General features: G+C 61.6%; 29 protein-coding genes. 12 read left to right on the plus strand and 17 right to left on the minus strand.

The annotated features are described in order from the left end of the window. Position 1: 1 nt before the first annotated feature. The 10 genes from AACY45_RS22880 to AACY45_RS22925 all read right to left on the minus strand — a co-directional run bounded on the left by AACY45_RS22880 (position 2) and on the right by AACY45_RS22925 (position 9514). A complete protein-coding gene (locus AACY45_RS22880) occupies positions 2–493 on the minus strand; it encodes a DUF2878 domain-containing protein (RefSeq protein ID WP_339547512.1) in 492 nt (163 codons plus the stop codon). Continuing rightward, complete coding sequence (locus AACY45_RS22885) at positions 486–1757, minus strand: cyclopropane-fatty-acyl-phospholipid synthase family protein (protein WP_339547513.1); 1272 nt, start codon at positions 1755–1757, stop codon at positions 486–488. The genes AACY45_RS22880 and AACY45_RS22885 overlap by 8 nt, the downstream gene beginning before the upstream one ends. Further along, complete coding sequence (locus tag AACY45_RS22890; RefSeq protein WP_339547514.1) at positions 1744–2559, minus strand: DUF1365 domain-containing protein; 816 nt, start codon at positions 2557–2559, stop codon at positions 1744–1746. Before AACY45_RS22890 ends, AACY45_RS22885 begins: the two co-directional genes overlap by 14 nt. Continuing rightward, positions 2556–3800 (minus strand): NAD(P)/FAD-dependent oxidoreductase, encoded by a 1245-nt coding sequence (locus tag AACY45_RS22895; RefSeq protein ID WP_339547515.1) that lies wholly within the window; start codon positions 3798–3800, stop codon positions 2556–2558. Before AACY45_RS22895 ends, AACY45_RS22890 begins: the two co-directional genes overlap by 4 nt. Next, a complete protein-coding gene (locus AACY45_RS22900; protein WP_339547516.1) occupies positions 3797–4579 on the minus strand; it encodes an SDR family NAD(P)-dependent oxidoreductase in 783 nt (260 codons plus the stop codon). Before AACY45_RS22900 ends, AACY45_RS22895 begins: the two co-directional genes overlap by 4 nt. Beyond that, the gene (locus tag AACY45_RS22905) at positions 4576–4998 is read right to left on the minus strand and encodes a nuclear transport factor 2 family protein (protein ID WP_339547517.1); all 423 of its coding nucleotides are present in this window, start codon (positions 4996–4998) and stop codon (positions 4576–4578) included. Before AACY45_RS22905 ends, AACY45_RS22900 begins: the two co-directional genes overlap by 4 nt. Then, positions 4991–6457: a deoxyribodipyrimidine photo-lyase gene (gene phrB, locus AACY45_RS22910; RefSeq protein WP_339547518.1), complete on the minus strand. Its 1467-nt coding sequence runs from the start codon at positions 6455–6457 to the stop codon at positions 4991–4993. Before phrB ends, AACY45_RS22905 begins: the two co-directional genes overlap by 8 nt. Beyond that, positions 6457–7395 carry a MerR family transcriptional regulator gene (locus AACY45_RS22915; protein ID WP_339547519.1) on the minus strand — a complete coding sequence of 313 codons (939 nt, stop codon included), beginning with the start codon at positions 7393–7395 and terminating at the stop codon, positions 6457–6459. Before AACY45_RS22915 ends, phrB begins: the two co-directional genes overlap by 1 nt. Next, positions 7396–8358 carry a YbgA family protein gene (locus AACY45_RS22920; RefSeq protein ID WP_339547520.1) on the minus strand — a complete coding sequence of 321 codons (963 nt, stop codon included), beginning with the start codon at positions 8356–8358 and terminating at the stop codon, positions 7396–7398. It lies immediately after the preceding gene. A 169-nt stretch (positions 8359–8527) separates the two neighbouring features. Then, positions 8528–9514, minus strand: coding sequence for an NAD(P)/FAD-dependent oxidoreductase (locus AACY45_RS22925; RefSeq protein WP_339547521.1), 987 nt, complete (start codon positions 9512–9514; stop codon positions 8528–8530). Between the two features lie 196 nt (positions 9515–9710). Here AACY45_RS22925 and AACY45_RS22930 point away from each other — a divergent pair, with 196 nt between their 5' ends. Beyond that, positions 9711–10613, plus strand: coding sequence for a TIGR01777 family oxidoreductase (locus AACY45_RS22930; protein WP_339547522.1), 903 nt, complete (start codon positions 9711–9713; stop codon positions 10611–10613). A gap of 13 nt (positions 10614–10626) precedes the next feature. After that, positions 10627–11655 (plus strand): ferrochelatase, encoded by a 1029-nt coding sequence (gene hemH, locus AACY45_RS22935; RefSeq protein ID WP_339547523.1) that lies wholly within the window; start codon positions 10627–10629, stop codon positions 11653–11655. Between the two features lie 84 nt (positions 11656–11739). On the opposite strand, the gene AACY45_RS22940 is transcribed toward hemH, so the two are convergent. Next, complete coding sequence (locus AACY45_RS22940) at positions 11740–13014, minus strand: uracil-xanthine permease family protein (RefSeq protein WP_339547555.1); 1275 nt, start codon at positions 13012–13014, stop codon at positions 11740–11742. 2 nt (positions 13015–13016) lie between these two features. Continuing rightward, a complete protein-coding gene (gene upp, locus AACY45_RS22945; protein ID WP_095168992.1) occupies positions 13017–13655 on the minus strand; it encodes a uracil phosphoribosyltransferase in 639 nt (212 codons plus the stop codon). Positions 13656–13819: 164 nt separating this feature from the next. On the opposite strand from upp, the gene AACY45_RS22950 reads away from it, so the two are divergent. From AACY45_RS22950 to AACY45_RS22965, 4 genes are all read left to right on the plus strand, one after another. Beyond that, positions 13820–14377: a hypoxanthine-guanine phosphoribosyltransferase gene (locus AACY45_RS22950; RefSeq protein WP_339547524.1), complete on the plus strand. Its 558-nt coding sequence runs from the start codon at positions 13820–13822 to the stop codon at positions 14375–14377. 3 nt (positions 14378–14380) lie between these two features. Beyond that, complete coding sequence (locus AACY45_RS22955; RefSeq protein WP_339547525.1) at positions 14381–14854, plus strand: WbuC family cupin fold metalloprotein; 474 nt, start codon at positions 14381–14383, stop codon at positions 14852–14854. A 79-nt stretch (positions 14855–14933) separates the two neighbouring features. Then, positions 14934–15422 (plus strand): hypothetical protein, encoded by a 489-nt coding sequence (locus tag AACY45_RS22960; RefSeq protein ID WP_339547526.1) that lies wholly within the window; start codon positions 14934–14936, stop codon positions 15420–15422. A gap of 63 nt (positions 15423–15485) precedes the next feature. Beyond that, the gene (locus AACY45_RS22965; RefSeq protein ID WP_339547527.1) at positions 15486–15773 is read left to right on the plus strand and encodes a PA4642 family protein; all 288 of its coding nucleotides are present in this window, start codon (positions 15486–15488) and stop codon (positions 15771–15773) included. Positions 15774–15838: 65 nt separating this feature from the next. Here the strand turns inward: AACY45_RS22965 and mqo are convergent, their stop codons facing one another. Then, positions 15839–17347, minus strand: a complete 1509-nt coding sequence (gene mqo / locus AACY45_RS22970) for a malate dehydrogenase (quinone) (RefSeq protein ID WP_339547528.1) — start codon at positions 17345–17347, stop codon at positions 15839–15841. A 712-nt stretch (positions 17348–18059) separates the two neighbouring features. After that, the gene (locus tag AACY45_RS22975) at positions 18060–18293 is read right to left on the minus strand and encodes a hypothetical protein (protein WP_339547529.1); all 234 of its coding nucleotides are present in this window, start codon (positions 18291–18293) and stop codon (positions 18060–18062) included. Between the two features lie 182 nt (positions 18294–18475). On the opposite strand from AACY45_RS22975, the gene AACY45_RS22980 reads away from it, so the two are divergent. Further along, a complete protein-coding gene (locus AACY45_RS22980) occupies positions 18476–19060 on the plus strand; it encodes a YajG family lipoprotein (RefSeq protein WP_166589753.1) in 585 nt (194 codons plus the stop codon). 70 nt (positions 19061–19130) lie between these two features. Here AACY45_RS22980 and AACY45_RS22985 read toward each other — a convergent pair whose 3' ends face one another. Next, positions 19131–19337, minus strand: a complete 207-nt coding sequence (locus AACY45_RS22985) for a hypothetical protein (RefSeq protein WP_166589752.1) — start codon at positions 19335–19337, stop codon at positions 19131–19133. A 174-nt stretch (positions 19338–19511) separates the two neighbouring features. Here AACY45_RS22985 and AACY45_RS22990 point away from each other — a divergent pair, with 174 nt between their 5' ends. Continuing rightward, positions 19512–19796, plus strand: coding sequence for a hypothetical protein (locus AACY45_RS22990; RefSeq protein ID WP_339547530.1), 285 nt, complete (start codon positions 19512–19514; stop codon positions 19794–19796). Between the two features lie 51 nt (positions 19797–19847). On the opposite strand, the gene AACY45_RS22995 is transcribed toward AACY45_RS22990, so the two are convergent. Next, positions 19848–21014, minus strand: coding sequence for a 1-acyl-sn-glycerol-3-phosphate acyltransferase (locus tag AACY45_RS22995; RefSeq protein WP_339547531.1), 1167 nt, complete (start codon positions 21012–21014; stop codon positions 19848–19850). Between the two features lie 140 nt (positions 21015–21154). Between AACY45_RS22995 and AACY45_RS23000 the strand changes: the two genes are divergently transcribed. The 4 genes from AACY45_RS23000 (at position 21155) to AACY45_RS23015 (ending at position 23195) form a co-directional block, all read left to right on the plus strand. Next, positions 21155–21337, plus strand: coding sequence for a CPXCG motif-containing cysteine-rich protein (locus AACY45_RS23000; RefSeq protein ID WP_339547532.1), 183 nt, complete (start codon positions 21155–21157; stop codon positions 21335–21337). 12 nt (positions 21338–21349) lie between these two features. Beyond that, positions 21350–21610 carry a putative signal transducing protein gene (locus tag AACY45_RS23005; RefSeq protein ID WP_095168981.1) on the plus strand — a complete coding sequence of 87 codons (261 nt, stop codon included), beginning with the start codon at positions 21350–21352 and terminating at the stop codon, positions 21608–21610. Positions 21611–21645: 35 nt separating this feature from the next. Then, the gene (locus AACY45_RS23010) at positions 21646–22266 is read left to right on the plus strand and encodes an SOS response-associated peptidase (protein ID WP_339547533.1); all 621 of its coding nucleotides are present in this window, start codon (positions 21646–21648) and stop codon (positions 22264–22266) included. Positions 22267–22376: 110 nt separating this feature from the next. After that, positions 22377–23195, plus strand: coding sequence for a M48 family metallopeptidase (locus AACY45_RS23015; protein WP_339547534.1), 819 nt, complete (start codon positions 22377–22379; stop codon positions 23193–23195). A 63-nt stretch (positions 23196–23258) separates the two neighbouring features. Here the strand turns inward: AACY45_RS23015 and AACY45_RS23020 are convergent, their stop codons facing one another. After that, entirely contained in the window at positions 23259–23843 is a 585-nt protein-coding gene (locus AACY45_RS23020; protein WP_166589745.1) for a TMEM165/GDT1 family protein, read from the minus strand. Positions 23844–23926 lie beyond the last annotated feature (83 nt).

The following is a 23926-nucleotide window of genomic DNA, read 5'->3' on the forward strand; positions in this document are numbered from 1 at the left end:
CTCAGTGGGATAGGCGCCGGGCCATCAGGTGGAGCAATGGAAAAATCAATGCCCATAGCATCGCGATACCGATCAGCGTTGGCCACACCCCCATTGGAAACTGTACCCCGGCCAGTCGCCCGCCTGCGTAGTACGACAACGGTCCGCCCACGGCGCCGGTGACACTGGCCAGCCACCAGGGGTGGGCGCTCCAGCGCAGGCAATGACGCAGGGTCGTGGCCAGCAAAGCCCACAGCATGATCAGCCACAGTGGAATCAAGGCAACGGTTTGCTGGAACTCAAATACACCGAGCCGCTGCAATGAGCTGTCCAGCGCAATGCCAAGCAGCACCACCCAGAGTATCAGCCGACTGTCCTGTCCTCGGCGACTTATCCACAGGTGGTGAATCAACAACACGGCCAGCGGGATCACTAGCCAGAGGCTGTCACCGCCCAACACGCAGGCCAGCCAGCCGAGCTGAAACAGCACGGCATTGGCCAGGCGTTCAAGCATCGAAGCGCCCGAGCAGCGGTTGTGGCATGGCTGCGGGTTTGGCCAGAAGCAGTTGCGCGGTGCCGATGGTGCGCTCCAGAAAACCACCCTCGCAGTAGCACAGGTAGAACTCCCAGAGGCGCAGGAAATACTCGTCGTAGCCCAACTCACTCAAACGCCCATGGGCGCGGCGGAAGTTCTCATGCCACAAACGCAGGGTTCGCGCGTAGTGCAGGCCGAAGTCTTCCATGTGCAACAGGTTCATGTCGGTATCGCGGCTGACGATTTCCAACATCTTTTGTACACAGGGCAGGGCGCCGCCGGGGAAGATGTAGCGCTGGATGAAGTCCACCCCATTGCGGGCCTGCTCGTAACGTTGCTCGCGAATGGTGATGGCTTGCAACAGCATCAGGCCGTTGCTTTTGAGTAGATGGGCGCATTGTTTGAAGTAGGTCGGCAGGAAACGATGGCCTACCGCTTCAATCATCTCGATCGAAACCAGTTTGTCGTACTGCCCGGTGAGGTCGCGATAGTCCTGGAGCAACAGCGTGACCTGAGCGTGCAGCCCGAGCGCCTCAATGCGTTGCGCAGTGAAATCGAACTGCTCCTTGGACAGGGTGGTGGTCGTTACCTGACAACCGTAATGCTGCGCCGCGTAAAGCGCCATGCTGCCCCAGCCGGTGCCGATCTCCAGCAGGTGATCGCTGGCCTTGAGGTCGAGTTTCTGGCAAATGCGCTCGAGTTTGTTGAGTTGCGCCTGCTCGAGGCTGTCGTCGGCGCTGCGAAACTGGGCGGCCGAATACATCATGGTCGGGTCGAGAAACTGCTCGAACAAATCGTTGCCCAGGTCGTAGTGCGCCGCGATGTTCTTTTGTGAGCCCTTGCGTGTGTTGCGATTGAGCCAGTGCAGGGCGCGAACCAGTGGCCGGCCGAGTCTCGCCAGCCCGCCCTCCAGTGCGTCGAGCACCTCAAGGTTACTGACGAAGACGCGCACCACGGCGGTCAGGTCCGGGGAACTCCAGTAGCCATGGATGAACGCTTCACCCGCACCAATCGAGCCATTGCTGGCCACCAGGCCCCAGGCTGCTGCATCGAGGATGTGGATCTCCCCCTGCAGCGGGCTGCCAGCCGTACCAAATACATGCCGCTCGCCCTCTTCGACGACCAGCAGTTGAGCGTTTTTCAGGTGTGCCAATTGTCGCAGTACGCCACGGCGCAACAGGGCCCCGCTCAACCCGTGAGTGCCGAGCAGGTTGGTCTTGGCCGAAACACTAGGAGATTTCATGACGGCGATCCTTGGGGGAAACAATGGCGCTTTGAACGCTGCCGTCGGCAGCCTGATGAGCAAAAATCGGTGTGCGCTTGAGCAGCAGGCGAAAGGCTTGCCAGTAAATCGCCAGGCAGGTTTTCGCCGTCATCCACGGGAAGCGCCGCAGGTAGCGGTGCAGGCTGTGGCGATCCAGGGCTTCGCGTTGCAGATTGAGCGTGGCGTCGAACAGTTTCAGTTCGCCCTGCCAATCGGCCATGTGCACGCCGAGTCTGTGTCCGGCGGGGCTGAAACTCATGCGGTGTTCCAGATCGCGCGGCAGAAACGGCGAGACATGAAAGGCCTTGGCCACGGCGAAGTGCTGGTGCGTGTCGTTCGAATCAGTCGTGGCCCTGGCGGGTAACACGTAGTGATAACGCTCGCCCCAGGGCGTATTGGTGACCTCGCACAGAATCGCCGCCAGTTGGCCGTCAGTTTCATGGCAGTAGAAAAAGCTCACCGGATTGAACGACACCCCCCAACTGCGTGCCTGGGTCAGCAGATAGACCGAGCCCAGGGGGATGTGGCCGATGACGAGGGCGACCTGCTGTCGTACCGCTTCGATCAGTGGCATGCCTTGGCCAGTATCGGCTTGCAGGTAGTCGCGTTGACGAAAAGAGAAGGGCGCGAAACGGCTGTTGCCCGCCAATGGAGACAGCCCCAGCACGGCGTCCTGTTCGTCGAGGTCTAGGTACAACAGGCCGATTCGGTAGCGGAACGCATGATGTTTGGGCGCAAATCGCCGGTGGCTGATCCAGCCGCTGTAGAGGGCGCTGTTCATAGTCGCTCACCCAGTGCATGGGCGACGCGCAAGGCGCTGACCACCCCGTCCTCATGAAAGCCGTTGGCCCAGTAGGCGCCGCAATACCAGGTGTGCTGCGCACCGTCGAGCTCTCCCCAGCGCGCTTGCGCGGCCACCGCCGCGAGGCTGTACTGGGGGTGGGCGTAGGTGTATTGCGCAAGCACTTTGAGCGGGTCGATCTGTGCGCGCTGATTGAGGCTGACACACAGCGTTGCGTCGCTTTGCAGACCTTGCAGGATGTTCATGTTGTAGGTGACGGCGGCCTGTTGACCGTGCCCTCCCAGGCGATAATTCCAACTGGCCCAGGCCAGTTTTCGATCAGGTAGCAGGCGCGTGTCAGTGTGGAGTACGACGTCGTTTTCAGCATAGGGCAGGGCGCCAAGAATCGACTGTTCTGCGCGGCTCGGCTGGGCCAGCAGTTGCAACGCCTGATCGCTGTGGCAGGCGAATATCACCTTGTCGTAACGCTCGTTGCCGGCCTTGCTGTGGACGGTCACGCCGTGCTCATCGCGCTCGACCCGGTGCACAGGGCAATTGAGGCGAATGCGCTCGGCAAAAGAGGCCGTCAGGGGGGCGATGTAGGCACTGGAGCCGCCTTCAATCACTTGCCATTGCGGACGATTGCTGACGGACAGCAATCCGTGGTTTTTGAAAAAGCGTACGAAAAACTGCAGTGGGAAACTCAGCATATCGGCCAGCGACATCGACCAGATCGCCGCGCCCATCGGCACGATGTAATGCTGGGTGAAACGCTTGCCATAGCCGTTGCTGTGCAAATACTCACCCAGGGTGGTGTGTGCGGCGATCCGTTGTTCGGCCAGGTCGCGCTGGGCTTCGCGGTTGAAGCGCAGAATGTCGCGCAGCATGCCCCAGAACCGCGGCGACAGCAGATTGCGCCGTTGGCTGAAAAGGCTGTTGAGGGTGTTGCCGTTGTACTCCAGCCCACTGTCCGGGTCGCGCACCGAGAAGCTCATCTCGGTGGGTTTAAAGCGCACGCCGAGCGTTTCCAGCAGACGGATGAAATGGGGGTAGGTCCAGTCATTGAACACGATGAAGCCGGTGTCCACCGCATGACGCTGGCCGTTGACCGTCACTTGCACCGTGTGGGTGTGGCCGCCGATCCAGTCGTTGGCCTCGAACAGCGTGATCTCGTGTGTGCGGTTCAGCAGGTAAGCGCTGGTCAGCCCCGAGATCCCACTGCCGATGATGGCAATTTTCACGGCTGATCCTTGATCGGCGGGGAGCTTCTGACCATGCGTTTGCCGATCGCCAGTTGCACTCGGCTGGGCAGTTTCGACAGCGGCCACAGCGCAGCCATGAACAAGGCCGGGAAGGCGATCTCCAGGGGGCGCTTTTTGAGTTTTTCGACGATGTAGCAGGCAGCCTTGTCTGCCGGCCAACTCAGTGGCATGGGGAAGTCGTTTTTTTCCGTCAACGGGGTTTCGACAAAGCCGGGGCTGACCACGGTGACCTCGATGCCCTCGGGGGCCAGGTCGATGCGCAAGGATTCGAACAGGTAGCGCAGGCCGGCCTTGGACGCGCCATAGGCTTCGGCGCGTGGTAGCGGCAAGTAAGTCACCGAGCTGGCAATGCCTACCAGATGAGGTGCGGTGCCGGCGCGCAGCAGCGGCAAGGCGGCCTCGATGCAATAGCTGCTGGCGAGCAGGTTGGTGCGCACGACATGCTCGATGATCGACGCATCAAACTGCTTGGTGTCCACATATTCACAGGTGCCGGCATTGAGGATGACGGTGTCCAGCGAGCCCCAGTCGTGCTGAATCTGCTCGCCGATCTCGCGCACAGTCTGGCTGTTGGTCAAGTCTCCGGGTGCCACCAGCACTTGCCCTGGATACCGCTGGGCCAGGACTTTCAACGGCTGCACCGTGCGGGCGCTGACCGCCAGGTGCACGCCGGCCTTCAACAGTTGTTCGGCCATCGCCGCACCAAGGCCGCTGCTGGCGCCCGTTAACCAATATCGTCGCGGGGTCACATGACTCATCCCATTCTCCCTTTCAACCAACCGATGGCTCGGCCCATTACGGGTAGGTGTTCATACAGCAATGCCCCGGCATCGAAGTAGTCCCGGTGGCGGTAGACCCGGTCGCGCCAAAGCAGGAACGAGCAGCCCTCGACTTCGATCGTTTGCCCGCCCGCCAGGCGCGAGTGGCGATAGCTCATGGTCCAGCGCAGATAGCCCTGGCCTTCAGCCACTTGATCAACACCATGAAAGTCGAAGTGCAACTGGCTGACGTTGGCGTAGAGCTGGGCGAAGTAGTGGTGCAGTGGCCCAAGCCCCTGCACGTCGTGCAGCGGGTCGGTGAAGTGCACGTCCTCGCTGTACAGCTTGTCGAGGCGTTGCAGGTTGTCTTTGTCCAGTGCCGAGAACTCATGGGCAAAGCGCCGCAGGAAGTCACTCATGCCAGACCTCGGCTTCCTGGCGCGAGGGCAGGTTCTTGAACGCAGCCAGTGCGCGCTCGCGCGATTGGCCGAGGTTGACGATCGGCAACGGATAATCCGCCACGCCAAACAACCCGCCCATGGCGGCCGGGTTGTGGATATCTTTTTTGTTCAGCCCGGCCAGTTCCGGCAGCCAGTGGCGGATGAACACGCCTTCACTGTCGAATTTTTCCGACTGGCTCAACGGGTTGAATATCCGGAAGTAAGGCGCCGAGTCGGTGCCGGTGGAGGCGCTCCATTGCCAGCCGCCATTGTTGGCGGCCAGATCACCGTCGATCAGGTGGCGCATGAAAAACCGCTCGCCTTCGCGCCAGTCGATCAACAGGTTCTTGGTCAGGAACATGGCCACCACCATCCGCAGGCGGTTGTGCATCCAGCCGGTTTCCAACAGTTGGCGCATCGCGGCGTCGATGATCGGCAGGCCGGTGCGCGCCTCCTTCCAGGCCGCCAGTTCGTCGGGGGCATCCCGCCAGGCCAGGGCTTCGGTTTCCGGGCGAAAGGCGCGGTGCCGGGAGACACGGGGGTAGCCGACCAGTATGTGTTTGTAGAACTCGCGCCACAGCAGTTCGTTGATCCAGGTCACCGCGCCGGCGCTGCCGCTGTCGAATTCACCCTGGTTGGCTTGCAGGGCCGCATGCAGGCATCGCCGAGGCGAGAGCACGCCGGCGGCCAGGTAGGGCGACAGTTGGCTGGTGCCAGGCTTGGCCGGCAAGTCGCGTTCGTCCTTGTAGTAGTCGATCTGGGCGTCGGCGAAGTGGGCCAGGCGCTGCTGCGCGTGCTCTTCCCCCGCCGGCCAGAGTGCCCGCAGCTGCTCGCTGGGGGGGGCGAAGCCGCTGATCAGCTCGGGTATCGGGTCGCTGTGGATCCCTGTCGGCAGTTGGGCTTGCGGCGCCGCTACCCGTTGTGGCGGCGAGCCGTACAGGCGGGCATGACAGACTTTGCGAAACTGGCTGAAGACCTGGAAATAGCTGCCGGTTTTGGTCAGCACACTGCCGGGTTGGAACAAAAGCTGATCGAGATAGCCCTGCAGGGTGATGTCCTGGCCTTCCAGGGCCTGGCGCACGGCGCGGTCGCGGCGGGTTTCATGCACGCCGTATTCTTCGTTGAGGTGCACCGCCGCAACGTTCAGCTCGTGGCACAGTTGCACCAGCACCTGGGGGGCATCGTCCCAAACGGGGGCGCTGCGGATCAGCAGCGGGATGTTCAGCGCGGCCAATGCCCGGCTCAGTTCGCGCAGGTTACGCAGCCAGAAATCCACCTTACACGGCGCATCGTCGTGGGCCAGCCATTGCCCGGGGCTCAGCAGGTACACCGCAACACTCGGGCCGCGGGCGGCTGCGGCGCTGAGGGCGGTGTTGTCATGCAGGCGCAAATCACTGCGCAGCCAGACCAGTTGGCGAGTCGCTTGCCCATCGAGCATCAAATCAGCCCTCGTTGAATGAGTGCCCGGTGTGCCGAAAGCGGATCCTCGGCGAGGAATACATCAGGCAGTTCACGGGTGGTTACGGACAATTCACTGTGATGGATGCACACCGTGGGTCCGGCAATGAGTTTCGGGCAACTGACGTTGTGCAGGAGTTTCATCACGTGCTTCAGGTTGCTGGCCTTGCTCGAATACAGCAGCACCGCGCGGGCCTGCAGGTGCTCCACCGCCAGCGCCAGTTCACCCACCGGCAGCGGCCAGTCGAACACTTCCACCGGGCAATCGCTGCTGCTGATCAGCCAGGCGCTGAGCCACAGATGGGGTTCCAGCGGCAGGTCGGATTGATTCACCAGCAGCAGCGGGGCGCCACGCAACTGGCGGTTGTTGTGGTAGATCCGCGCGCCGAACTTGCTGCGCAACCAACTATGGAAAAAGCTGCGTTCCATCTGTGCGCCGAACTGCCCTTGCCAGCGCTGCTCGAACTCGGCGAGCAGCGGCAGCAGCAACTGCTCGCACAAGGTGCTGGGCGGATACAGGGCCATGGCCTGGTTGAACAGGTCATCGACCTGGCGCTCGGCCAGGCGGCAGATGGCCTGGGCCAGGTTCTGGCGCAGGATCTGCCAGTCATTTTCCACCGGCGAACTGAAAGCCTGGGGCGTGTCCAGCAGTTGCTTGACCTGACTCACCGCCACGCCGCGATTGAGCCAGGTCAGGATGTCGTGGATGCGCTGCACATGCCCGGCGGAGAACAGCCGGTGACCCTTGGGGGTGCGCTGCGGCACCACCAGCCCGTAGCGGCGCTCCCAGGCACGCAGGGTGACGGCGTTGACGCCGGTCACGCGGGCGACCTCACGGATCGGCAGCCAGCCTTCGTCCAGCGCCTGCTGGTAGTCGGGGTCTGGCTCATGGGGGTGAGTAGCGCTGGGCATCTTCATTCAAATCGCATTTCTGAGGCTGAGGTTTTCCGGGTGCGGCTGCAGGTAGACCTGCTGCGCGATGTACGGATCGGGATGATGACGCAGGTGATGCTTGAGCAGGGTCAGCGGGACCACCAGCGGCACGACGCCAAGGCGGTACTGGCCGATCACGTGCTGGACTTCCTGTTTGTCCTCGACGCTAAGGGTCTGCTTGAAATAGCCGCTGAGGTGTTGCAGTACATTGCTGTGGGTCCCGCGGGTGGCGCATTGCTTGAGCGCCGCCATCAATTGGCTGAAATAGCGCGGGCCGAACTCTGCGGGGTCGCTCTGGCCCATGTTGCCCAGGAGTTTGCCCAGGGCCTTGTATTGCAGCGGGTTGTGGGCCATCAGCAAGTATTTGTAGCGCGCGTGGAAGTCGGTCAGGCCATGGCGACTGAGGCCCTGTTGCAGCACCTCCTGCCAGGCGGCATAGGCAAACACCCGGGTCAGGAAGTTCTCGCGCAGCACCGGATCGTTGAGCCGGCCGTCTTCTTCCACCGGCAGGTCAGGGTGGCGGGCACAAAACGCCTCGGCGTAGATGCCCCGACCGCCACCGTCCTGTGGGATGCCGTTGGCGTGATAGACCTTGACCCGTTCCAGGCCGCAGGAAGGGGATTTGTGCATGAAGATGTAACCGCATAGATCGGTCAGTTCAGCGGCCATGCGTTGCCCGTAGTCGGCCAGCGGCTGAGTGACATCGAGCTGCGGGTTGACGCTGCCGATGGCGCTGGGGTGTTGTGGGTCGCCGACCAGGCGAATGGGCTCGCGCGGGATGCCCAAGCCGATGGCGACTTCGGGGCACACCGGGACAAACTCGAAGTAAGCACTGAGGGTCCGACTGCAGAGGCGGGATTCTTTGTGTCCGCCGTTGTAGCGCACCTCGTCACCCATCAGGCAGGCGCTGATGGCGATTTTCGGTTTGCGTGGGGATTCGCTCTGCATCGGCAGACCTCGGGCTAAAACCTGTACAATCGGTGATCGCTGTACAATATTCGTTGATCATAGGTCGAAAGGTGTACAAGTCAAACTTTTTGTATAGGTTTTGCCCGTCGATCGTTCCTCTAGCTGCTGTCGAGCTCGCGAGGCTTCGCCAACTGCTGCAAGGAGGCAGCTACTGCAGGTGTTCGTGCAGGCGGCGGGCGGCTTCCTGGCCGCTCAGCCAGGCGCCTTCGACTCGACCCGACAGGCACCAGTCGCCGCACACATACAGGCCCAGGTCGGCATCCGCCAGTACCCCCCATTCGTGACTGCTGGCAGGGCGCGCGTACAGCCAGCGATGGGCCAGGCTGAAGGTCGGGGCGGGCATGGCGCTGTGCAGCAGTTCGGCAAAGGCACCGTGCAGTTGTTCGATCACCGCCTCCTTGGACAGGTCGATGTGTTGCCGGCTCCAACTGCTGGTGGCGTGCAGCACCCAGGTGTCCAGGCTGTTGTCGCGCCCCGGTTTGCTGCGGTTGCGGGCCAGCCAGTCGAGGGGGCTGTCCTGCACGAAACAGCCCTCCATCGCGGTGTCCAGCGGTGTATCGAATGCCAGGGCGACGGCCCAGGTCGGGTCCATTTTCACCCCGGCGGCGACCCCGGCGAGTTTCGGTGCAGAGGCCAGCAGGGCAGTCGCCTGCGGGGCAGGAGTGGCGATCACCACGTGGCTGAAGGGGCCGTGGGTAAAGCCTTCGGCGTCCTGCAGATGCCAGTGCTGTTCACCACGATAGACCTCGGTGATACGGCAGGCGAAATGGACCTCCAGGTCGCCAATCAGGGCGCGGGTAATGGCGCTCATGCGCGGCGTGCCCACCCAGCGGGTCTGCTCGTCCGGCGACGGGCTGAGTTGGCCGCCCTGAAAGTTGTAGAGCTGCGGCGTCCACTCGGCGACCCAGCCATTGGCCTGCCAGCGCTGCACTTCAGTGACAAAGCGCCGATCGCGGGCGGTGAAATACTGTGCCCCCATGTCGAGTGCGCCGGCGTCGCTGCGTTTGCTTGACATGCGGCCACCGCTGCCACGGCTTTTATCGAACAGTTGCACGACGTAGCCGGTCTCTTGCAGAGCCTGGGCGGCGGAGAGTCCGGCGATGCCGGTGCCGATAATTGCGATGGGTAGAGTCATAAGGGCCTCGTTTACCTTTCTCTACAGGCTACGCTTAGGGTTAAACCTGTACAATTTAATTTTTTGGTATAACTTTCAGCGTTCTCGTTCTGACAGCTTGGCCTATTGTTAATCACAGGGCCTGCCCGATCCGAAACATCCCTGCCTATAAAAATAGACTAGTGATTGAGGTAAAACGCCACGCGAGGAAGAAGTCATGCACATATTGCTGACCGGCGGTACTGGATTGATAGGACGCCAGCTTTGCCGACTCTGGGTGAGCCAGGGCCACAGCTTGACGGTGTGGAGTCGCAAGCCGGAAAAAGTGCCGGCCCTGTGCGGCGCCCAGGTGCGAGGCATTGCGCGCCTGGAAGAGATCGGCCAGGACCCGGTGGACGCGCTGATCAACCTGGCGGGTGCGCCGATTGCCGACCGCCTCTGGACTCATAGGCGCAAGGCGTTGCTCTGGAGCAGTCGGATCAGCCTGACCGAAACCCTGTTGGCCTGGCTGGAAAGCCGTGAGCAGAAGCCCCCGCTGATGATTTCCGGGTCGGCCGTGGGCTGGTACGGCGATGGCGGCGAGCGTGAGCTGACCGAGGATTCGCCGCCGGTCAGCGAGGACTTTGCCAGCCAGCTGTGCATCGCCTGGGAAGAAACCGCACAACGCGCCGAGGCCCTGGGCATGCGTGTGGTGCTGGTGCGGACCGGGCTGGTGCTGTCGGCCGAGGGCGGCTTTTTGTCGCGCCTGCGCCTGCCCTTCAAAGCGGGGCTGGGCGGGCCTATCGGCAATGGTCGGCAGTGGATGTCGTGGATTCATATCGACGATCAAATCGCGCTGATTGATTTTCTTCTGCATCAGAATATGGCCAGCGGTCCTTATAATGCCTGCGCGCCAAAACCGGTGCGTAATCGCGAGTTTGCCAAGACGCTGGCCAGTGTCCTGCACCGGCCGGCTTTCATGCCCCTGCCATCGTTCGTCTTGAAGGTCGGGCTGGGTGAGTTGTCGCTGTTGCTGTTGGGCGGCCAGCGGGTGACCCCGATGCGTTTGCTGGCGGCGGGTTTCACCTTTCGTTTCACTGATTTGCGTGCGGCTCTGGACGACCTGTCCAGCCGCCTTTGAAATAGGACGTTGCATGACCGATCACGCGTTGCTCCTGGTCAACCTGGGTTCGCCCGCTTCCACTCAGGTAGCGGACGTGCGCAGCTACCTCAATCAATTCCTGATGGACCCGTACGTCATTGACCTGCCGTGGCCGCTGCGGCGCCTGCTGGTGTCGTTGATCCTGATCAAGCGCCCGGAACAGTCGGCCCATGCCTACGCCTCGATCTGGTGGGACGAAGGCTCGCCGCTGGTGGTGCTCAGCCGGCGCTTGCAGCAGGCCATGACGGCGCAGTGGACCCACGGACCGGTCGAATTGGCGATGCGTTACGGCGAGCCGTCGATCGAAACGGTACTGACTCGCCTGGCCGCCCAAGGCATCAGGAAAATCACCCTGGCACCGCTGTATCCGCAGTTCGCCGACAGCACCGTGACCACGGTGATCGAGGAAGCCAAGCGGGTGGTGCGCGAGAAAAAACTCGCGGTGCAGTTCGCGATTCTCCAGCCGTTCTACGACCAGCCGGAATACCTCGACGCCCTGGTGGCCAGCGCCCAGCCTTATCTGGAGCAGGATTACGATCACCTGCTGCTGAGTTTCCATGGTTTGCCGGAGCGGCACCTGAAGAAGCTCAATCCGGGTCATTGCTTTGAATGCAGTAACAATGGCGATTGCTGCGCCGCAGCGCCGGCAGAGGTGATTGCCACCTGTTATCGCACCCAATGCCTGCGCACGGCGGCGGCCTTTGCCAAACGCCTGGGCTTGCCGGACGGCAAGTGGTCGGTGTCATTCCAGTCGCGCCTGGGGCGTGCCAAGTGGATCGAACCCTACACCGAAGCCCGCCTCGATGAACTGGCCAAAAGTGGGATGAAGAAGATTTTGGTGATGTGCCCGGCGTTTGTCGCCGACTGCATCGAAACCCTGGAAGAGATCGGTGACCGCGGCCTGGAACAGTTCCGCGAAGCGGGGGGAGAGGAGTTGGTGCTGGTGCCTTGCCTCAACGATGAGCCGCAGTGGGCGCAGGCGCTGAACACTCTGTGTGAAAGGGCACCGTTGGTTTTGTAGGCGGCCAGAAAGCATCGCGGGCCAGCCTTGTTCCTGTAGGAGCAAGGCTGGCCCGCGATAACGTTCTTTCAGGCAGCAAAACCCTTAGAGCAGAGGTTCATCCGGCTGCTTGTTCTTCCAGCCGTCATTGCCCGGTAACAGCAGGTTTAACCCGATTGCCACAATGGCACACAGAGCAATGCCCTTGAGGCCGAAGTCGTCGGGGCCGGTGCCGGTGCCGATCAGCACACCGCCGATACCGAACACCAGGGTGACCGAGACAATCACCAGATTGCGCGCTTCGCCCAGGTCGATCTGGTGGCGGATCATGGTGTTCATGCCCACCGCGGCAATCGAGCCGAACAGCAGGCACAGGATCCCGCCCATCACCGGCACTGGAATGCTTTGCAGCAGCGCACCGAACTTGCCGATGAAGGCCAGGCTGATGGCGAAGATCGCCGCCCAGGTCATGATTTTCGGGTTGTAGTTCTTGGTCAGCATCACCGCGCCGGTGACTTCGGCGTAGGTGGTGTTGGGTGGGCCGCCGAGCATGCCGGCTGCCGTGGTGGCGATACCGTCGCCAAGCAGGGTGCGATGCAGGCCCGGTTTTTTCAGGTAGTCGCGACCGGTCACGCTGCCGACCGCAATCACCCCACCGATGTGTTCGATGGCCGGGGCCAGCGCCACCGGGACAATGAACAGGATTGCCTGCCAGTTGAACTCTGGTGCTGTGAAGTGCGGTAAGGCAAACCAGGGGGCAGCAGCGATTTTCGCGGTGTCGACGACGCCAAAGTAAAACGCCATGCCAAAGCCCACCAGCACCCCGGAAATGATCGGCACCAGGCGGAAGATGCCTTTGCCGAACACGGCCACGATCAGGGTGGTCAGCAGCGCCGGCATCGAGATCATCATCGCCGTCTGGTAATGAATCAGCTCGCTGCCGTCACCGGCCTTACCCATGGCCATGTTCGCGGCAATCGGCGCCATGGCCAGGCCGATCGAAATGATCACCGGGCCAATCACCACCGGCGGCAGCAGGCGGTCGATGAAACCGGTGCCCTTGATCTTCACGGCCAGGCCCAGGAAGGTGTAGACAAAACCTGCCGCCATCACGCCGCCCATGGTCGCCGCCAGGCCGAACTGGCCCTTGGCAAGAATGATCGGGGTGATGAAGGCAAAGCTCGAGGCCAGGAACACCGGCACTTGCCGCCCGGTAACGAGCTGGAACAGCAGAGTCCCCAGACCCGCCGTGAACAGCGCGACGTTGGGGTCGAGGCCGGTGATCAGCGGCATCAACACCAGCGCGCCAAACGCCACGAACAGCATCTGGGCACCCGACAGAATCTGGCGCCAGAGCGGGTCGTTGAACTCATCCTGCATGCTCACGCGTCCTTCTGCTTGGTGCCGAAGATCTTGTCGCCAGCATCGCCCAGGCCAGGAATGATGTAGCCGTGCTCGTTGAGTTTTTCGTCAATCGAGGCGGTGTAGATGGTCACGTCCGGGTGAGCCTTCTCGACGGCTGCGATCCCTTCGGGGGCAGCGACCAGGACCATGGCGCAGATGTCCTTGCAACCGGCTTTTTTCAGCAGGTCGATGGTGGCGACCATGGAGCTGCCGGTGGCCAGCATCGGGTCGATGATCATGGCCAGCCGTTCGTCGATTTCTGGAACCAGTTTTTCCAGGTAGGTGTGCGCTTCAAGGGTTTCCTCGTTGCGGGCCACCCCTACGGCGCTGACCTTGGCGCCCGGGATCAGGCTCAGGACACCTTCGAGCATGCCGATACCGGCGCGCAGGATGGGGACCACGGTAATTTTCTTTCCGGCGATTTTCTCGACCGAAACGGTACCGCACCAGCCCTCGATGTCGTAGGTTTCCAGGGGCAGGTCCTTGGTTGCCTCGTAGGTCAACAGGGCACCGACTTCCTGAGCGAGCTCACGGAAATTCTTCGTGCTAATGTCGGCGCGGCGCATAAGGCCAAGTTTGTGTCGGATCAGCGGATGGCGGATCTCACGGATGGGCATAGGGAAAGGCTCCGGCGGCGGGCAAAAAAACCGGCCTAGATTAATCTATCCGGGGTTGTTGTCCTATAGACATTCAGTACGTTAGTCCAGAAACGCTTGATTCGACCGGTCGGGATGCGTACCTTTGCTCGCTTTTCCGAATCCGCCACCCCTTGGAGAGCACCATGTCCGCTGATCTCGAGCATATCCGTCAAATCATGCGAGAGGCTGACTGCCTGTACACCGAAGCTGAAGTCGAGGCGGCCATCGCCCGTGTCGGTGCGCTCATCAACGAACAGCTGGCTGACAGCAATCCGGTGGTGTTCTGCGTGATGAACGGCGGGCTGATCTTCTCTGGCAAGTTGCTCACCCATCTGCAGTTCCCCCTGGAAGCGTCCTACCTGCACGCCACGCGCTATCGTAACGAAACCAGCGGCGGCGATCTGTTCTGGAAAGCCAAGCCGGAAGTCTCGTTCATCGACCGTGACGTGCTGATCATCGACGACATCCTCGATGAAGGGCACACCCTGGGCGCGATCATCGACTTCTGCAAACACGCCGGTGCCCGCAAAGTGCACACCGCGGTGCTGATCGACAAGGATCATGACCGCAAGGCGCGTCCGGACCTGAAGGCCGATTTCGTTGGGCTACCTTGCATAGACCGCTACATCTTCGGCTACGGCATGGACTACAAAGGCTACTGGCGCAACGCCAACGGGATTTTTGCCGTTAAAGGTATGTAAGCCATGACGACCCCCAGCTTTCTTGATCAGGCACTCTTTGCTCAATTGGCCGAGAAGGCTGCGGCCAGTCCGCGTGGGCGCCAGCACCACAATTTCCACCAGATGGAAGAGCCGTGCCACCGCATGGCCGTGGGCTTGCAGCCGTCGACGTACATCCCGCCCCATCGCCACCTGAGCGACGACAAGGCCGAGACCTTGCTGGTGCTCAAGGGGCGCCTGGGCGTGCTGATCTTCGACGACGCCGGCCAGGTGGTTGCCAGGCGGGTCCTGGAGGTCGGTGGTGACGCCGTGGGCGTCGACCTGCCGGCCAGGGTTTACCACGGCCTGGTGGTGCTGGAGGCCGATAGCGTGATGTTCGAGTGCAAGTCCGGCCCTTATCGCCCGGTGGGCGAGGGTGAGCACGCACACTGGGCACCCCGTGAGGGTGAAACCGGCGTTGCCGACTACCATGCCTGGATGCGCGCGCAGTTCGCCTGAGCGAGCTTCACGCACCTTTGTAGCAGCTGCCGCAGGCTGCGCCAGCTGCTACAGTGACGGGCCCATCCTGGAGCCCGTCATGAGCCTTTTGATCCGCAGTTGCGCCGTTCTGTTACTGAGCCTCAGCCTGCCACTGGCGGCCGCGCCTGCCGTGATGCACGGGCAATTCCTGCCACCCGATGACCTGACCCTGCGTGACGCCTCGCCCGAGCAGCAACAACTGCTACAGGTCACCGAGTATTCGGTCGTGGTGGGCAGCCAGCGCCAGTCCAATCAGCAGCCGATTCCGGTGACTTCGCCGGTACTGATCCGCCTCAAGGGCAAGCCCCTGAACAAGGGGGCGACCATCAGCCAGGTGCTGGTGAATTTCGACGGCGAAAGCAAAAGCCTGAAAAAGCCGATCTACGACGCCAATACCCGCACCCTCACCCTGTTTTACCCCATGGCCCAATACCGGGTGGTGCTGGACCTGTTGCGCAACGACACGGTCTATTGCCAGTTCCTCGGCTACGCCAATGGCCATGTCTGGGCAGACCTGCACACGGGGGCGGTGAAGCGTGGTCGTTGAGGCATCGGGCAGGGCGGGGGTAAACTGCCTGCCCCGTGAAATGTCTGCGAGCTGGAGTCGGCAATGCGTAAAGATAAGAAGCAAGTGATTGGTGACGAGATCGGCGATGAGCAGATCAAGTTGTTCCTCGATTTCGAACCGGTTGACGCCACTTCACCGTCCCAGCACAAGTTGATCAAGGCTTATCGCGGCCTGCGCATCGACGATTTCGAGCGTTTCCTCGTGTTTTTTGTCGAGGCCGGCTACGACCTGGGCGGCAAGGATGAGCATGGCCAGACCTTCGCCGAGGTGATCAAGGACCAGCGCAATAGCGCCGAGTACCTCGAGTTGATCGAAAAAGCCCGCGGCTGAGATTTTTTACGGCCAAAAAAACGCCCCGCACTCAATGAGAACGGGGCGTTTTTTATGGGCGAGGCTCAAGCGAAGCTTGGGGTCTCGCTGCTGGCTTCCACCAGCTCCAGGGCAACGTTGTTCTGCGCGTTGATCTTGCGATACAGCGCAGCGTCGGTTTCCAGGACTTTTTCACGCGCGGGGAAAATTTCCGCCAGTTTGGCAGCCCATTCGCCCTTGGTCTTGCCCGGGAAGCATTTCTCGATCAGCTCGAGCATGATCGAAACGGTCACCGAGGCGCCTGGCGAAGCGCCGAGCAGGGCGGCCAGCGAACCGTCCTTGGCGGCAACCAGTTCGGTGCCGAACTGCAGGACGCCGCCTTTTTTCGGGTCTTTCTTGATGATCTGCACCCGTTGGCCGGCCACTTCCAGGCGCCAGTCCTCGGCCTTCGCTTCTGGGTAGAAGCGACGCAGCGACTCCAGGCGTTGCTCCATGGATTGCATCACTTCACTGACCAGGTATTTGGTCAGGTCCATGTTGTTCTTGGCCACGGCCAGCATCGGTCCGATGTTGCCGGCACGTACCGACAGCGGCAGGTCCATAAAGGAGCCGTGCTTGAGGAACTTGGTGGTGAAGCCGGCGTATGGGCCGAACAGCAAGGACGTCTTGCCATCGACCACGCGGGTGTCCAGGTGCGGTACCGACATTGGCGGCGAACCGACCGCGGCCTGGCTGTAGACCTTGGCCTGGTGATGCTTGACCACTTCCGGGTTGTCGCAACGCAGCCATTGGCCACTGATCGGGAAGCCGCCGAAGCCTTTGCTTTCCTCGATGCCCGAGGCCTGCAGCAACGGCAGGGCCGCACCACCGGCACCCAGAAACACGAACTTGGCGTCGACTTCACGGCTGCTGCCGCTGTTGACGTCCTTGATGCTGACGGTCCAGCCGTTGGCATTGCGCTTGAGACCGGTCACGCGCTTGCAGTACTTGACCTGGGCATCGCCGGCGCTGGTCAGGTGCTTGAGCAGTTGATTGGTCAGGTTGCCGAAGTTGACGTCGGTGCCGTTGAGCACGCGGGTTGCGGCGAGGGTCTCGCCAGCCTCACGCCCGGGCATCATCAGGGGCATCCACTCGGCCATCTTGGCCTTGTCTTCGGTGTATTCCATGTCGGCGAAGGCATGGTGCTTTTTCAGCACGTTGAAGCGTTCCTTGAGGAACGACACGCCAGCGTCACCCTGCACGAAGCTCAGGTGCGGGACCGGGCTGATAAAGGATTTCGACGAGCCGAAGGTGCCTTTGCGGGTCAGGTAGGACCAGAACTGCTTCGACACCTCGAACTGGGTGTTGATGTGCACGGCTTTCTTGATGTCGACGCTGCCGTCAGCGGCCTGTGGCGTGTAGTTCAGCTCACACAGGCCGGCGTGACCGGTACCGGCGTTGTTCCACGGGTTGGAACTCTCCGCGGCCCCGGAATCCATCAGCTCGACGACTTCCAGCTTGATCGCGGGGTCGAGCTCTTTGAGCAGTACAGCGAGGGTAGCACTCATGATGCCGGCCCCAACCAGTACTACGTCGACTGCTTCGTTATGCGCCATTTAACGCGTCTCCAAAATCTGCAGCACCAAATTGTCGGCATAGCTGCCAGGAGTTACGGGGCATGCTCTGTAGAGCCCCAGGTCACCCATGGCGAGGATCGCCATGTCCGAATCTTCGCAATTTATCGCAACTTCGACAGACGTTACCTGCTGGCCTCAGGGTTCCCATGAACTCATTTCAGCGCGCGGCAGGCAATTCGACTTATGGTCGATACGTCCGTTTGTGCAACCAAATCCGTAGCGGACAGGCTTCAGGCTCCGGTATTCGAGGCGTATCCGGTCCTGTGTCGTTGGGCTGTTGTAGACGCTAATGGTGCATATTCAGACGCAAAACTATTCATTTGCTCGCCACACTCTTGTGAAGTTGTGAAAACCCGTTTTTTCACGCTCTTTTGAAGACGTGAACCTCAAAAAGGGCTATCTGCGCCTGGCACCGGACCCGCGTCAAAAACGGGCAAACAGCTCAGTGGCCGAGCGTCATGACAGCTCTGCAGATTCGCGAAAAGTGGTGGTTTGCAAGATAAAACAGCAAGCTCGCCAGCTTCACTCGATCTGTGTGGGCGGCTCTCTGTGGGCGGTGCGGGGGTGCCAATACGCAGGTATCAGCGGTGCTGCGAGGCCCGATCAGGAGACGTCCTTATAATCGGGGGGAGATTGTAGCGAAGAAACGCAGGGAAATGGTCGTGTTTAATGACTTTTATTAGCCGTTCGGTCAGCCGGCCAGTGCCGAGTGCAACCTGAGGCGACGAATGCGTGGGCTCAGGCGGGCGCTGGCGGGCAGTGGCTGGTGCAACCAGTGAGGGCGAATCTCGTTGATTTCGACCCAGCCATCGCCCATCGGGGGCACCTGGCAGTGCTTGAATGCCAGGCAGCGTTCGGCGCTGTCGAGCCGGGCAAAGTAACGATAGGTGCGACGTGGAGCGAATAACGACCAGAGAAAATGCATGGCAATGCCCTCGTTCGGTGACGGCGTTGAAGTTAGCAGTCTGGCATGACACTCCCGTGACCGGGCAGTCGCCACGGATGACATTGCGCAAGTCTTCAGCCGGTGTTCAGGGTTGCTGGTTTGCAGCCGGTGCCGACCGCTATACTGCGCGTCTGTCTGTGCCTGATTCTGGAGAGAAACGCATGTTGCAACGCCTGTTGTTCGGTTTGATCACTGTGACCAGTTTGACCCTGGTTGGCTGCGCCCACAGCCCGCAACAACTCGCCCCGGAGCCGAAACTGACGACTCAGTTGGCGCCGGTCGGGCGTGGCCAGCCGGTGGTGGTGAGGGTGGTGGACGGTCGTCCGTCGCCGACCCTGGGTACCCGTGGTGGCCTGTACCCTGAAACCAGCGCAATCACGGTGCAAAGCGCGCAGATCCTGCCCAAGCTGCAGGCCCAGGCCGAAGCGGCTGTGCGGCTACTGGGCTTCACCCCGACCGCCAACGCGCTGAATGCCCCGCAGTTGACCGTGACCCTGGCGGAACTGAAGTATCAGTCGCCCAAGGAAGGCATGTACGTGACCGAGGCGACCATTGGCGCGACCTTCCGCTCCGATGTGCAGAACGCCGGCCGTCGTTACAGCGGGCGCTACGGTGCCTCGCTGGACCAGCGTTTTGGCATGGCGCCAAACCAGGAGACCAACACCAAGCTGGTCAGTGATGTGTTGAGCGATGCGTTGACCCGCCTGTTCAAGGACCCGACCGTGGGTCAGATTCTGGCCGAGTAACGCTCGGTAGTGCGTTTACAAAACCCGGTGCCAGCCATGGCCCGGGTTTTTTATTGCCTGTGCCAGCCGCTCACGCCGCCTGCGAGTAGAAATCCAGCACGCTCACCCCGGTCAGCAGGTCGGTTTCCGGCAGGTCGGCATGCTGGTGTCCGCCCAGGGCGCAATACACCAGCCAGTGACGGTCCTGAACATTGAAGGCCAGGCTGCCGACGAGCGCCTGTTGTTCGTCGGTTGCAGTGATGAGGTACAGGCGGTCCTGGTTTTCGGCGTGCAGCATGACAAGCTCCGTGTCGGTTTCGAGGGGCGACAGACTGGCGTATTTAGATGACGAAGCTGTGACGCAGAGCATTAGACGGGCAGATGTTTCGTTTTTTGTCGGAAAGCCCGGGCAGACAGTGCGGGTTTGGGTAGAATTCGCGCCGCGCATGCCCTGTTTCGATTGAGGTCCACGATGTCACTGCAACTCTGGTCGCTGTTTTCCGCTCATCCCGCCAAGCTGATCAACCTCCTTGCACTGCTGTTCGCTTGCCCGGGTGGCTGGCTGCTGCATACGACCCGTCGCCGCGAGCAACAGGCACGCGCCAGCCTGGCAGCCCAGGCAGGGCGTGCCAAAGCCGACAACCAGAGGCATCTGTCGAGCATCGCCACCTTGCGCATGAACCGCTTCTTCTATGCCTTTGGTTTCGCCTGCCTGGGCCTGGCGCTGCTGGTGTCGTGGATCAGCACCCGGGTCTGATGCTAGGCCATCAGGAACAGATGCCTATCCCTGATGTGGGAGCGAGCGCCCCTACAGGGGCAGCCCGGCCTTGACCCGATACTGGTTGCGCACGGGGGTGGCGTACTGCAGCACCAGGAACGGGCGGTGCTCCTCGGGGCAATCTGCGAGGCGGTCTCGCCATTCTTGTTGGGCCTTGGCCAGTTCTTCGGCCGGGAACAGCTCGGTGGCACTGGGCACGTTCAATTGTGGGTCGGCGTCCTGCCACTGGGCGTAGGCCAGGTAGTGCACCGGGAATAGCCGGTAGCCGCCGAGAATCTGCCGGTCCATCTCGATAGCCAACTGCTTGGTGTCTTCGAACCGTTCGCTGATCGGCGCGGCAAAGTTCACATGGACCCGGCCCTTGTAGCCGGTAATACCCTTGGCAATGCTTGCGTCATCCTCGCCGGGCTCCTTGGTGTAGCTGCCGGTAGTGGCGCGGATGTACAGCTCGCGAGCCTTGGCCTGGTCGCACGGGTCGTACTCATAGCTGATCGAGACCGGGGTCAGGTTCAACGACAGGATGACCTCGGCAAACGGCTCGTCCTTGCGGCTCATGTGGAACATCTTGAGGATCGCCGACTCGGTACGGTCGTCCCCGTCCTTGGCACGGCCTTCGGCCTGGGCGATCCAGATCGATTGGCAATCGTTGCGAATCGAATGGTTGATGTACGCCGAAAGCAGCTGGTACGCCGCCATCTTCTCCCGTCGACCGCTGATGGAGCGGTGCACGATGAAGCTCTTGTTCAGGCGCATCAGGTCGCTGACGAAGGGCTTTTGCAGCAGGTTGTCGCCAATCGCGATGCGCGGTGTGGGCAGGCCTGCGTGGTAGATCGCGTAGTTGACGAAGGCCGGGTCCATCACGATGTCGCGATGGTTGGTCAGGAACAGATAGGCACTGCCGGACTTGAATTGCTCGACCCCGGTATAGGTCACGCCATCGGTGGCGCGCTCGATGGTGTGGTCGACATAGAACTCGACCTTGTCCTGCAAGGTGGCAACCGAGCAGACCCCGGCGAATTCGCGGCGCAGCCGATGAGCTATAAGAGGTTTGAGCATCCAGCCCAGGGCGCCGGCAAACCGCGGAAAGCGAAAGTGGGTGAGGATATCTAGAAACGCCTTGTCGCTCAGCAGCCGTGCCAGCACTGCTGGGACTTCGCTGTCGTCGTAAGGTCGGATGGCATCGAATTCGCCCATCATGCTCTCTTGTTAGAAACGGCTAGGGTAAGTAATGGATTGGATCAAATCCACACAGGGTACGGTCTGAAAAGTCAGCTCAAACAAAAATAGCCCTGCAAATAGACCGGCGATTATACGCACAAGTCACTTGGGAGACCGCGATGCTGGAAACCGAGCGCTATCAATGCCCTTATTGTGGTGAAGACGCCGAGGTGGTTCTGGATTTGTCCGGGGGGGACCAGACCTACATCGAGGACTGTCCGGTGTGTTGTCGGCCGATTGTGTTCACGCTGCAGATCGATGGTCAGGAATGGATGCTCGAAGTTCACAGTGAAAACGAGTGAGGAGTGGCCTCTATGCAGCGCATCTACGAACCGGAAAACCTGATGGAAGGTGAGTTGCTGCAAGGGATGCTGGCCAGTGAGGGGGTTGAGGCCCATCTGGTGGGGCGTGATCTGCTCGGGGCGGCGGGGGAGTTGCCGGTGTTCGGCCTGCTGGGCCTGGCGGTGGATAATGATCAGGCGCAATACGCCCGCGAGCTGATCGCTGCGTACAATGCGGCGTTGCCGATGCCCGGCGACGAACCGGATAGCTTCCCGGGCGTGCTGGTCTGTTAGGCTGACGTTCGTTTGATCAAGAGTCGTGTTGCGCCATGTGTGGACGTTTTGCCCTGTTTCGCTGGAACCCCGCCTTTGCGGCCTTGCCCGGTTTTCCGGCCGATCAGCAGGCGCAGTGGAATATTTCGCCAAATGCTTCGGTGCTGATCCTGCGTGCCGAGGCCGGCCAGCGTACGCTGGCGCGTGCCCGCTGGGGTTTGACGCCACCCTGGTTGACGGACCTGTCGAAGACGCCGGCCCATGCCCGGGCGGAAACCGTCGCCGAACAACCGATGTTCCGTGAGGCCTTCCGTCAGCGGCGCTGCCTGCTGCCGGCCAACGGTTTTTACGAATGGCGCGGCACCACCCGCAAGCGCCCCTATTGGTTGACCCCGGGCGAGGGGTCGTCGCTTTTTTTTGCGGCCATCTGGGAAGCCTATCCGGTGCAGGAACAACTGTGGTTGAGCGCGGCGGTGATCACCCAGCCGGCGGCCAGCCAGCGGCGACCATTGATTCTCGACGATGCGGGCCAACAAGCCTGGCTCGACCCCGACACCCCACTGCATACCTTGCAGGCATTGCTCGCCAGCGAGCCCGCCGTCCTGCGCGAACGGGTCCTGGCGAACCTGGTCAATGACCCCAAACTCAATGCCCCGGAGTGCCTGACCCCAGGTTGAGACGCTGGGCCACGTTTCTCTCGGTAAATGATGGGTTACGCGTCTGTTGCATCTGGCGCGGACACCCGCCACCGCCTACGATACGCGCCATGTTTTCAGGGAGTGTATTCATGAACAAGAATTGGGTTGTGTGCGCGCTGGGCGCCAGTCTGTTGCTCAGTGGCTGTCAGTCGGTCAACACCACCAGCGGCGGGGCCGTGGGTGTAGAGCGCTCGCAGTGGATGTTCAGCATGCTGTCGACCGACGAGGTCAACCAGATGTACGCCCAGTCTTACCAGAAGACTGTGGGCGAGGCGGGTAGCAAGGGCGTGCTGGACAAGACCAGCAGGGATGCCAAGCGGGTCCAGGCGATCGCCACTCGTCTGATCGCCCAGGCGCCGATATTCCGTCCGGATTCGGCGCAGTGGAAGTGGGAAGTCAACCTGATCAAGAGCGATGAGCTCAACGCCAACTGCGGTCCTGGCGGCAAGATCATTTTCTACACCGGACTGATCGACACGCTGAAACTCACTGACGATGAAATCGCCGCGATCATGGGCCATGAAATCGCCCACGCCCTGCGCGAGCATGGCCGTGAAGCGATGTCCAAGGCCTATGGCATCGAAATGGCCAAGCAGGGCGCCGGTGCCTTGCTCGGTCTGGGCCAGGACACCCTGGCCCTGGCCGACACCGTGGCCAACTACGGCATGACCTTGCCCAACAGCCGGGCCAACGAGAACGAAGCCGACCTCATTGGCCTGGAGTTGGCGGCCCGTGCCGGGTACGACCCGAACGCGGCGATCACCCTGTGGAACAAGATGAGCAAGGTGAACGAAGGCGCGCCACCGGAGTTCATGAGCACCCACCCGGCCTCGGCCAGCCGGATTGCCTCGTTGCAGGCGGCGATTCCGAAAGTCATGCCGCTTTATCAGCAGGCCAAGAAGTCCTGAGGAGTGTGCGGCGCGTTGAGCGCCGCACGGTAACGCCGCGCGGTGACGCCTCGCGGTAACGCCTTAAACCCAGCCACTGCTCTGCATCGCCTTGTACACCGCGACGATGGCCAGGATCAGGAATGCCGATGCCGCCAGGCGCCGGATCAGGGTCAGGGGCAGTTTGTCTGCGGCAAAGTTGCCCGCCAGCACCACTGGTACGTTGGCGATCAGCATACCGGCGGTGGTGCCGATGATCACCAGCCACAGTTCCGGGTATTGCGCCGCGAGCATCACGGTGGCGACCTGGGTCTTGTCCCCCATCTCCGCGAGGAAGAACGCGATCAGCGTGGTCAGGAACGGCCCGAACTTGCGCGCGGTGCTGGTCTCGTCGTCGTCCATCTTGTCCGGCACCAGGGTCCACAGGGCGGTGGCGGCAAAGCTGGCGGCGAGGATCCAGTGCAGGGTTGCATCCGAGAAGAAGCTGCCGAACCAGGCGCCCACGGCACCGGCGGCCGCGTGGTTGGCCAGGGTCGCGGCGACGATACCGGCGATGATCGGCCAGGGCTTGCGGAAGCGGGCGGCGAGAATGAGCGCGAGCAGTTGCGTCTTGTCGCCGATTTCGGCCAAGGCAACGATTGCGGTAGGAACGAGTAGCGAATCCAGCATCAGGGTTTTCCTAAGGGGCGGGGCGACACGGCTATGACACGTACAGCCTTCCCGCCCCGGGTAAGGTGTGCGTGTCATAGGTC

The sequence above is a fragment of the Pseudomonas sp. RA_35y_Pfl2_P32 genome, from assembly GCF_963970735.1.
Taxonomy (GTDB): domain Bacteria; phylum Pseudomonadota; class Gammaproteobacteria; order Pseudomonadales; family Pseudomonadaceae; genus Aquipseudomonas.

Excerpts from the sequence above, each read along its gene's own strand:
- AACY45_RS22880 (WP_339547512.1), bottom strand. The coding sequence starts at position 493 with ATGCTTGAACGCCTGGCCAATGCCGTGCTGTTTCAGCTCGGCTGGCTG.
- AACY45_RS22885 (WP_339547513.1), bottom strand. The coding sequence starts at position 1,757 with ATGAAATCTCCTAGTGTTTCGGCCAAGACCAACCTGCTCGGCACTCAC.
- AACY45_RS22890 (WP_339547514.1), bottom strand. The coding sequence starts at position 2,559 with ATGAACAGCGCCCTCTACAGCGGCTGGATCAGCCACCGGCGATTTGCG.
- AACY45_RS22900 (WP_339547516.1), bottom strand. The coding sequence starts at position 4,579 with ATGAGTCATGTGACCCCGCGACGATATTGGTTAACGGGCGCCAGCAGC.
- AACY45_RS22905 (WP_339547517.1), bottom strand. The coding sequence starts at position 4,998 with ATGAGTGACTTCCTGCGGCGCTTTGCCCATGAGTTCTCGGCACTGGAC.
- phrB (WP_339547518.1), bottom strand. The coding sequence starts at position 6,457 with ATGCTCGATGGGCAAGCGACTCGCCAACTGGTCTGGCTGCGCAGTGAT.
- AACY45_RS22915 (WP_339547519.1), bottom strand. The coding sequence starts at position 7,395 with ATGAAGATGCCCAGCGCTACTCACCCCCATGAGCCAGACCCCGACTAC.
- AACY45_RS22920 (WP_339547520.1), bottom strand. The coding sequence starts at position 8,358 with ATGCAGAGCGAATCCCCACGCAAACCGAAAATCGCCATCAGCGCCTGC.
- AACY45_RS22925 (WP_339547521.1), bottom strand. The coding sequence starts at position 9,514 with ATGACTCTACCCATCGCAATTATCGGCACCGGCATCGCCGGACTCTCC.
- AACY45_RS22930 (WP_339547522.1), top strand. The coding sequence starts at position 9,711 with ATGCACATATTGCTGACCGGCGGTACTGGATTGATAGGACGCCAGCTT.
- hemH (WP_339547523.1), top strand. The coding sequence starts at position 10,627 with ATGACCGATCACGCGTTGCTCCTGGTCAACCTGGGTTCGCCCGCTTCC.
- AACY45_RS22940 (WP_339547555.1), bottom strand. The coding sequence starts at position 13,014 with ATGCAGGATGAGTTCAACGACCCGCTCTGGCGCCAGATTCTGTCGGGT.
- upp (WP_095168992.1), bottom strand. The coding sequence starts at position 13,655 with ATGCCCATCCGTGAGATCCGCCATCCGCTGATCCGACACAAACTTGGC.
- AACY45_RS22950 (WP_339547524.1), top strand. The coding sequence starts at position 13,820 with ATGTCCGCTGATCTCGAGCATATCCGTCAAATCATGCGAGAGGCTGAC.
- AACY45_RS22955 (WP_339547525.1), top strand. The coding sequence starts at position 14,381 with ATGACGACCCCCAGCTTTCTTGATCAGGCACTCTTTGCTCAATTGGCC.
- AACY45_RS22960 (WP_339547526.1), top strand. The coding sequence starts at position 14,934 with ATGAGCCTTTTGATCCGCAGTTGCGCCGTTCTGTTACTGAGCCTCAGC.
- AACY45_RS22965 (WP_339547527.1), top strand. The coding sequence starts at position 15,486 with ATGCGTAAAGATAAGAAGCAAGTGATTGGTGACGAGATCGGCGATGAG.
- mqo (WP_339547528.1), bottom strand. The coding sequence starts at position 17,347 with ATGGCGCATAACGAAGCAGTCGACGTAGTACTGGTTGGGGCCGGCATC.
- AACY45_RS22975 (WP_339547529.1), bottom strand. The coding sequence starts at position 18,293 with ATGCATTTTCTCTGGTCGTTATTCGCTCCACGTCGCACCTATCGTTAC.
- AACY45_RS22980 (WP_166589753.1), top strand. The coding sequence starts at position 18,476 with ATGTTGCAACGCCTGTTGTTCGGTTTGATCACTGTGACCAGTTTGACC.
- AACY45_RS22985 (WP_166589752.1), bottom strand. The coding sequence starts at position 19,337 with ATGCTGCACGCCGAAAACCAGGACCGCCTGTACCTCATCACTGCAACC.
- AACY45_RS22990 (WP_339547530.1), top strand. The coding sequence starts at position 19,512 with ATGTCACTGCAACTCTGGTCGCTGTTTTCCGCTCATCCCGCCAAGCTG.
- AACY45_RS22995 (WP_339547531.1), bottom strand. The coding sequence starts at position 21,014 with ATGATGGGCGAATTCGATGCCATCCGACCTTACGACGACAGCGAAGTC.
- AACY45_RS23000 (WP_339547532.1), top strand. The coding sequence starts at position 21,155 with ATGCTGGAAACCGAGCGCTATCAATGCCCTTATTGTGGTGAAGACGCC.
- AACY45_RS23005 (WP_095168981.1), top strand. The coding sequence starts at position 21,350 with ATGCAGCGCATCTACGAACCGGAAAACCTGATGGAAGGTGAGTTGCTG.
- AACY45_RS23010 (WP_339547533.1), top strand. The coding sequence starts at position 21,646 with ATGTGTGGACGTTTTGCCCTGTTTCGCTGGAACCCCGCCTTTGCGGCC.
- AACY45_RS23015 (WP_339547534.1), top strand. The coding sequence starts at position 22,377 with ATGAACAAGAATTGGGTTGTGTGCGCGCTGGGCGCCAGTCTGTTGCTC.
- AACY45_RS23020 (WP_166589745.1), bottom strand. The coding sequence starts at position 23,843 with ATGCTGGATTCGCTACTCGTTCCTACCGCAATCGTTGCCTTGGCCGAA.